This window comes from uncultured Lamprocystis sp., assembly GCF_903933125.1.
Taxonomy (GTDB): domain Bacteria; phylum Pseudomonadota; class Gammaproteobacteria; order Chromatiales; family Chromatiaceae; genus Thiodictyon.
In genome coordinates this window covers 1-6,427 of record NZ_CAIZIZ010000345.1, presented here as the reverse complement: position 1 = coordinate 6,427, position 6,427 = coordinate 1, and the positions used below count along the sequence as shown (strand labels likewise).

General features: G+C 66.0%; 2 protein-coding genes. Both read right to left on the bottom strand.

The annotated features are described in order from the left end of the window. Positions 1–353 precede the first annotated feature (353 nt). Entirely contained in the window at positions 354–3,089 is a 2,736-nt protein-coding gene (locus QZY03_RS17900; RefSeq protein WP_295583455.1) for a tetratricopeptide repeat protein, read from the bottom strand. A 132-nt stretch (positions 3,090–3,221) separates the two neighbouring features. Next, positions 3,222–6,209 carry a TIGR02281 family clan AA aspartic protease gene (locus QZY03_RS17895; RefSeq protein ID WP_295583453.1) on the bottom strand — a complete coding sequence of 996 codons (2,988 nt, stop codon included), beginning with the start codon at positions 6,207–6,209 and terminating at the stop codon, positions 3,222–3,224. Positions 6,210–6,427 lie beyond the last annotated feature (218 nt).

Sequence of the window (6,427 nt, the reverse complement as noted above, 5' to 3'; positions counted from 1 at the left end):
CCGGGTGAGCGACTTTGCGCACACGATCAACGTCGATCCGTTTGCCGTTGCCGACCGGCTCTGGACGAAAACGACGCTCGATCCAGAGGAAGAGAAATTACGCATCCCGGCCTAGGCGAGGTTTAAAGGGGAAATATCGAAGCTGTGGCCGCAATCCTCGCAGACATGGAGGCGGCGCTTCTTGCTGAAGATGACGTTGACGGAGTTGCACTGCGGACAACTGGAATCAGCGGCCATAGGGTCTCCGGGCAAGTTGGGTTATTGCCGAACCCAACGCTGGGCCGAGTCTCAAATCGTAAGCAGGGCAACCCACTGGGCTTGCACCTGGTGGACCAGGGACCATGAACTCCGTGTCATTGCATCCGAGTCGCACGATCCAGCTCATCGCGGACTTCCTTGACCCAAGGGTGGTCTTCTGCATTGCCGAGACGAAGCAGCCGGAGGGCTTGCTGAAGGTGTGTAATGGCCTGCCCCAGGTCGCCACGGTGCTTCGCAATCACACCAAGGACCCAGTGGGCCTTGCCGGATCGCAGGTCTTCGGGCACCTGGGTCTGCTGCCAGATCGCCAACGCCTCGCGGGCGTAGGCGTCGGCCTCCTGGTCGCGCCCCAGCCGCATCAGGCCAAGGGCATAGCTGGCAACGCCATTGGCGGTTGCCGGGTGGACGGCTCCGTAGGCGTCCCGGCGCCCGTCCATGGAGCGGCGGAGAAGGGGCTCGGCCTCGGTGAATCGCCCCGCATCCAAGAGAAGGAGTGCGAGACCGTTGACGCTAAACAGCGTGTCGGGATGCGCCGGCCCCAGCGCTTGTTCGCGGCTCGCTAGCGCCCGCCGGTGGAGGGGCTCGGCCGCGGCCAGATCGCCTTGGTCTTGCAGCGAGCAGGCCAGGTTGTGGAGGCAGGTGAGGGTATCGCGATGCGTCGCCCCAAAGGCACGTTCCGCCAGATCCAGCGCCCGCCGTGTGAAAGGCTCGGCCTCGGCGATCTTGCCAAGAAAACGGAGGCATGATTCGAGCTGGTTGCAACGCACGGCCAGCGCGCCTTCGTCCGGCGGTGTTGATGCCTCATCAATGGCCAGCGCCCGGCGCAAGTGCGTCTCGGCCTCTTGGTACCGCCCAAGCTTCTGAAGCGCCCAACCCAGATTCGACAGGGCTACCGAGAGATCGAGCGGATCGTCGCTCGGCCTTTCCTCAAGCTGCGCCAGGCAGGCGCGCAGCAGCGGTTCCGACTGGCGCCCGCTGTCGAAGTGGGGCAGCCATTGGCATAGCGAGCGAACCACCGTCGGCGCCTTGGGGTCATGCCGCTCCAGCAAGTCCTGAGCAGATGCAATAAGCGGCGAAATCTCCCATTGGTGCTCGTGCCAAATGGTCTGCAGTGCGTTAGAGCGTGCTTTGACATGGGATGCGAGTTCAGCTCGCCGACGGTTCTGGTCCCATTTTCGGCGTTGCTTCACCAACTCCCCCACCAGCCGATGCATCCTTACCAACCGCGGGGCCTGGCTCTGCGGATCGACATCGACGATCTGCAAAAGCCGCAGCCCGAGCAGGCGGTTGACCAGGTCCAGCCACGGATCGCTGTATCCGGGGGCGGCATCCCGCGTCAGGTCGGAGTAGTCTTCGCCGACCAGAGTCCGTAGCCAAGGCAGCGGGATGCTGTCCGGGGGCAGTAGGGCGGCGAAGGCGAGCACCAGGGACTCGGCGGGGGCAAGCAGGTCCAGGGTGGGGCCAAGGGTGGCGCCGAGCAGCTTTTCGACATGACGGATGCCGCCCTTGGTGCTCTGGGCGATGCCCTCCACGCCCTGAAAGCCTTCATGGTCCAACCGCTGCAAGAGGGCCGCACAGGTCACCCGCCCCGCGCATTCGCCCAGATAGACCGCCACCACCTCGACGGCCAGGGTGAAGCCGCCCAAGCGGCGGACGATCTCTGCGGCGGCGGTGCGCTCGACCGCGTTGGGGAAGCGGCCCCCGGGCTGGTAGCTCTCGATCAGGCGCAGGGCATCCTCGGGGGGCAGCTCGTCGACCGTCAGCAGGGTCTGGCGTTCGGGGTCGTGGCCGAGCGCGTCCGGGGCGATGCGGGTGGTGGCCAGCACGTGCAACCAGCGCTTGCCGGTGAGCAGGTCGGACTCGGGGGGCTGCAACAGGCTCGGATCATCGACATTGTCGAGCAGCAGCAAGGCACGCGGCTCCGGGGGGACCTTCTCCCCGGCACGGGCGGCGGCGCCCTCGCGGGCACGGGTCTCCAGTTCGGCGAGGATGCGTTTGGCCGCGCGCCGGTCGTCGCGGCGCTCGTCTTCGGTGAGCTGGATGCCGAGGTCCACGTCGAGCTCGCGCAGCACGCCGGCCAGCCTGGTGCGGCCGGCACAGCCGAGTAGCCAGCGCCCGCCGGGGTAGAAGTCGGCATAGGCGCAGGCATACTGGATGGCGAGCGCGGTCTTGCCCAGGCCGCCCATGCCCTGCAGGGCGGTGAGGACGCCAAAGCGCCCGAGCCCGGCGGACTCGTGCAGGTGCTGCATCTCCAGCTCGCGCCCGACGAAGCGCGGGTTGTGGGCCGGGAGATTGCCCGATGCGTCGGCCAGGCGGCGGAGCTTGGAGAGGCGTTCGTGGAGGGTGCGCTCCAGGTCCTCCAGCCGGTTGCGTACGTCGAGTCGTTTGAGGGCGGCAGCGCCCTCCTCGTGCCAGGGGCGCAGATCGAAGCGGTTACGGCGGCGCACCTGGGCCAGCCAGGCGGCCTCCTGGGCCGGGAAGTCGGGGCTGCGGGGTCCGGGGATCTCGACGAAATAGACCGGGGCCAGGCCCTGGCCCTGGGCGGCACGGGAGTGCTCGTATTTCAGGTATTCGATGACCTCCCATTCGCAATAGGGGCTCGCGATATAGGTGGGGGACAGGACGAGCAGCAGCAGGCTCGATTGGCGCAGGCCGTCGAGGATGCGGTGGCGCCAGTCGTCCATGCCGTGGATGTCATCGCGGTCGAAGAAGCAGGTGAGGTCCTCACCGGCGAAGGCGCGGTAGTCGGCCTCGATCCGCTCCTTGAGCTCGGTGACCCGGCCCCCGGCGTTATCACGACGCGAATAGGAGATGAAGATGTCGTAGGGCATGGGGGAGGCTCGCTGAGGGCGGGTACGGAGATCGATTGAATGGCGAGGGTAGAGGTGTTGGGGTTCGTTCCTCATCCCAATCTACGGGACTCCCCACAAGGTGAGCGCGGGCCAGAACAAGCCGTCTTCGGTTCATAGCGGTGCCAACACCAGGTGGTTCTGTTCCTCATCAATGGTGATCCGGAAGCGGCCAAGGACGCTCATGCCCAGCAGGCCGTCTGCTCCCAAGCGGTCGTCCGCGATGAAGGCGGCCGTGACATCGGGAACGCGCTGATCGTTCAACCAGACCGCCGGGAGGGTTCCGATCGCGGCGTCCACACTGCCGTTGGCGGTCAGCACCTGTTGGGTGGTCAGTTGGTCCGGGGAGAAGCCAAGCTGCGGGATCAACGAGGCGGGCAGGGCCACATGGGCGGCTCCCGTATCCACCACCAAGGGCCACTGGAGCCGCCGATCCTCCTGACCCTCCAGCGTCAGGGTGACCAGGTGTGACGCACCGCGGTGTTGGGTATCGATGACGATTTCGCTGGTCTCATGGGCCTTGGTCTTGCCCGTGTCGGCCGCCGCCGCGAAGGCGGTGAAGACGTGCAGGAGAGAGGCGGGGAAACCGAGGGTGAAGGTGGTGAGGTCCAAGCCGTTGGGGTCATCCGTCTCCAGGAAGATGTCGTTGCCGCCGTACAGATGGCCGTACGTGTCGCGCAGCCGCCTGGCGATGGCCGGGGGGCAGCGAATCATGCGCTGACGCTGGCAGAGTCCCTGCTGAACGGCATGGGGTAGCTTGCCCGAGGCGAATTCGGGCTGGGCGTCCATGACGCTGTTGATCTTGGCCAAGTCATGACGGGCCGCGGTCTGGTCCGGCAATTCCAGAATATCCAGGATGTTGAGCGACCTTGCAGGTTTAAAGAGATCTGCCGCGAGGTCCGCGACCCGTTGGATCAGGAGGCCCGCATCGGCCTGGTAGTGCTCCCGCAGGGTGCTGAAGGCCGCATAGGCCGGCGGCTCGCCGGTGCGGTCAGCCACCGAGGGGACGAATCGCAGGGCGGTGGTGACGAGACGGCTCCAATTCGGCTTTTCCAGGAGGCGCTCATAGAGGATATCGGCGCGCTGGACACTGTTGACGCTGAGTTCCGACCAGCGATCCGTCACCGGGACCTGCTGGGCGTTCGCCCACTGCTGGGTCCAGGTGTCCCGGAGTTGTCCGACGAATCGATCGAAGGCGTCATGCAGTTGGTCATGGCACTGGCGAACGCCATCGATCATCAGGACGCGGGCCTCATGGGGCCAAAGCAGCTCGTTGGCGAGTGATTGGAAGACCTCCTGTGTGAAGGATCGGGCGGCCAAGACCTGTTCTCGTTGTTGGGTCAGGGTGTCCAGTCGCTCCTGGAGCGCATGCTTGCCCTTGGTGTAGGCACCCAACTGCCAGAATTTGTAGGCTGGATGGGTCCGACGCAGCGCCTTCAGTTCCTCGCGCAGCCCCGCGCGGTCCCGCTCGAAGGTTGCGAGGAGGCGGCAGATCGCCGCGGTCTCGTTCAGAAATTCGTTCGTGAGGTCCCGCAACAGCGCCTGGCCCTCGGCGGCGGGAACGATGGACAGGGCGAGGGCTGTCTGGACGCGCTCCCAGGCACCGATCAGCACGCGGGCCGGGGAACCGAGCCCCGATCCGAGTTCATTGGCCTTGAGGCTCAGGAGTTGGGCGGCGGGCGCTAAGCCCGCCCCCGTGCTCGCCGCCGTGCCGGGCAGAGCCAGTTGGTAACGCGCGAGACAGGCGGTGAACCAGCGGTGAAACAAGGCCGCGGCCTGCTTCTGCAAGGGTTGTTGACGGAAAGCCCGTTCCAATCCGATGAGACCACCGGCCTCCCCGCCTGCCTGGTCTGGCGCCGGTTGCCCCCGCAGGCAATCCAGCAAGAATGCCGCCCCGGCAAGAAAGTCGGGGGAACGGTCGAGCAATGTCTCCAGCTCGCCGCGCAGTTGGCTGGTGATCCCGGTCAGCAGGTCGGTGAGGCTGGACCGGATGGCAATCTCACCGGTGCGGATGATCTGCTCCATGGCCGCCACGGCCTGGCGGTGCCGGTCTTCGCAGGTCTGTTCAGAAATGCTCGCATCAGCGCCGGTCGTTCGAGTTCCGTCGGTGATGGGTACCGCCCAGGGGCCTGGGATGGCGGCATGGCGCGACAGGGTTCCGAAGACCTGATCAGTGAGCGCTTGGGCCTGAGCGCGCAGTGACCTCCGCTGCTCCTCCGGCAGGCGCTCCGGAGCGAACAGCCCGCGGGTGAACAGGTCATGCTGGAAGCGGGCATGCAGGTAACGCAAGAGTTCTGATGGGTCGTAGCGCACGCGGCGCGCGGTGAGGCTCGCAAAGCCCGCGGGTTCCCCGTTAAGCAGGCGCGCATCCCGGATCAGCGGGTCGCCGAAATCGTGCAGGGTCCTGACCGTGTCCGGGTCCAAGAGGCTGCGAGTGAGGAAATCCGTGAGGTCGCCGAGGGTCTCGCCGGTCGGGAGGGGCTCAGTCGTCTGATCCTGATCCCCCCCTTCGCGCGGAGCTGGAGCGGGCCGGGCGACACCGGCCTCCACCGTCGCGGGCGGTGCGCGATCAGCATCAGCGGTTACAGGTGCTGGGTCGGACGGTGGCGGGGCCGCTGGGCTGGGGGCGTCGTCCCGCGGGCGATAGAGGTCGGAAAGCACCGGCATGACCAAGGCGGAGCGGAAGAATTGCACCTTGCCCATGGCGCGCGAAACCGCTTGAAGGGTATTCCAAGATGCCGCCAGATCCGCCGGACATGCCAGTGAAGGCGGGATCAGTAATGACAGGGTCAGCGACTGATTGCCGGGGAGCGCGGCGCCAATGACCGCGCTGACCCCGTGCAGTAACTTCCCGACCGGGCCGGTGAACTCCCAGGTGCTGATCAGCAGTCTGACCTCGACGCCGGCGGCCTGAAAGCGCTCCTGTTGCGCACCGGCGGCAACCAGTGCCATCAGCGGCCGGCTGAAGTCCTCCGGGGGCTCGAACAAGACGATCACACTGGCGCCGGCCTGGCGACGCGCGACATCCTCCATCAGGCGCAGCGCCAGAGCACGGGCAGTCGGCCCCCAGGGCCAGAGGATGATCGGGGGCTCAGCGGCCATGCCGGGTCACGACATAGGTCCCCGCGCGATAACGGTCCATGTCCATCCCAAACCGCCGATTGTCCAGAAAATCCTTGAGAGGCTGTCTAGGAACCTGGAAATGACATCGAGTCAATTGGCGGCCATCAAATACGGTGTTTGATTATCGCAAAGCTGCCGTAGAAGCAAGCGGCCGGACGCGATGTAAACCTGTGTCTCGCTCGACGTTGGTTTGCGCT

Bases quoted from the DNA above. Each gene is read 5' to 3' on its own strand.
- QZY03_RS17900 (WP_295583455.1), bottom strand. From the start codon at position 3,089: ATGCCCTACGACATCTTCATCTCCTATTCGCGTCGTGATAACGCCGGG.
- QZY03_RS17895 (WP_295583453.1), bottom strand. From the start codon at position 6,209: ATGGCCGCTGAGCCCCCGATCATCCTCTGGCCCTGGGGGCCGACTGCC.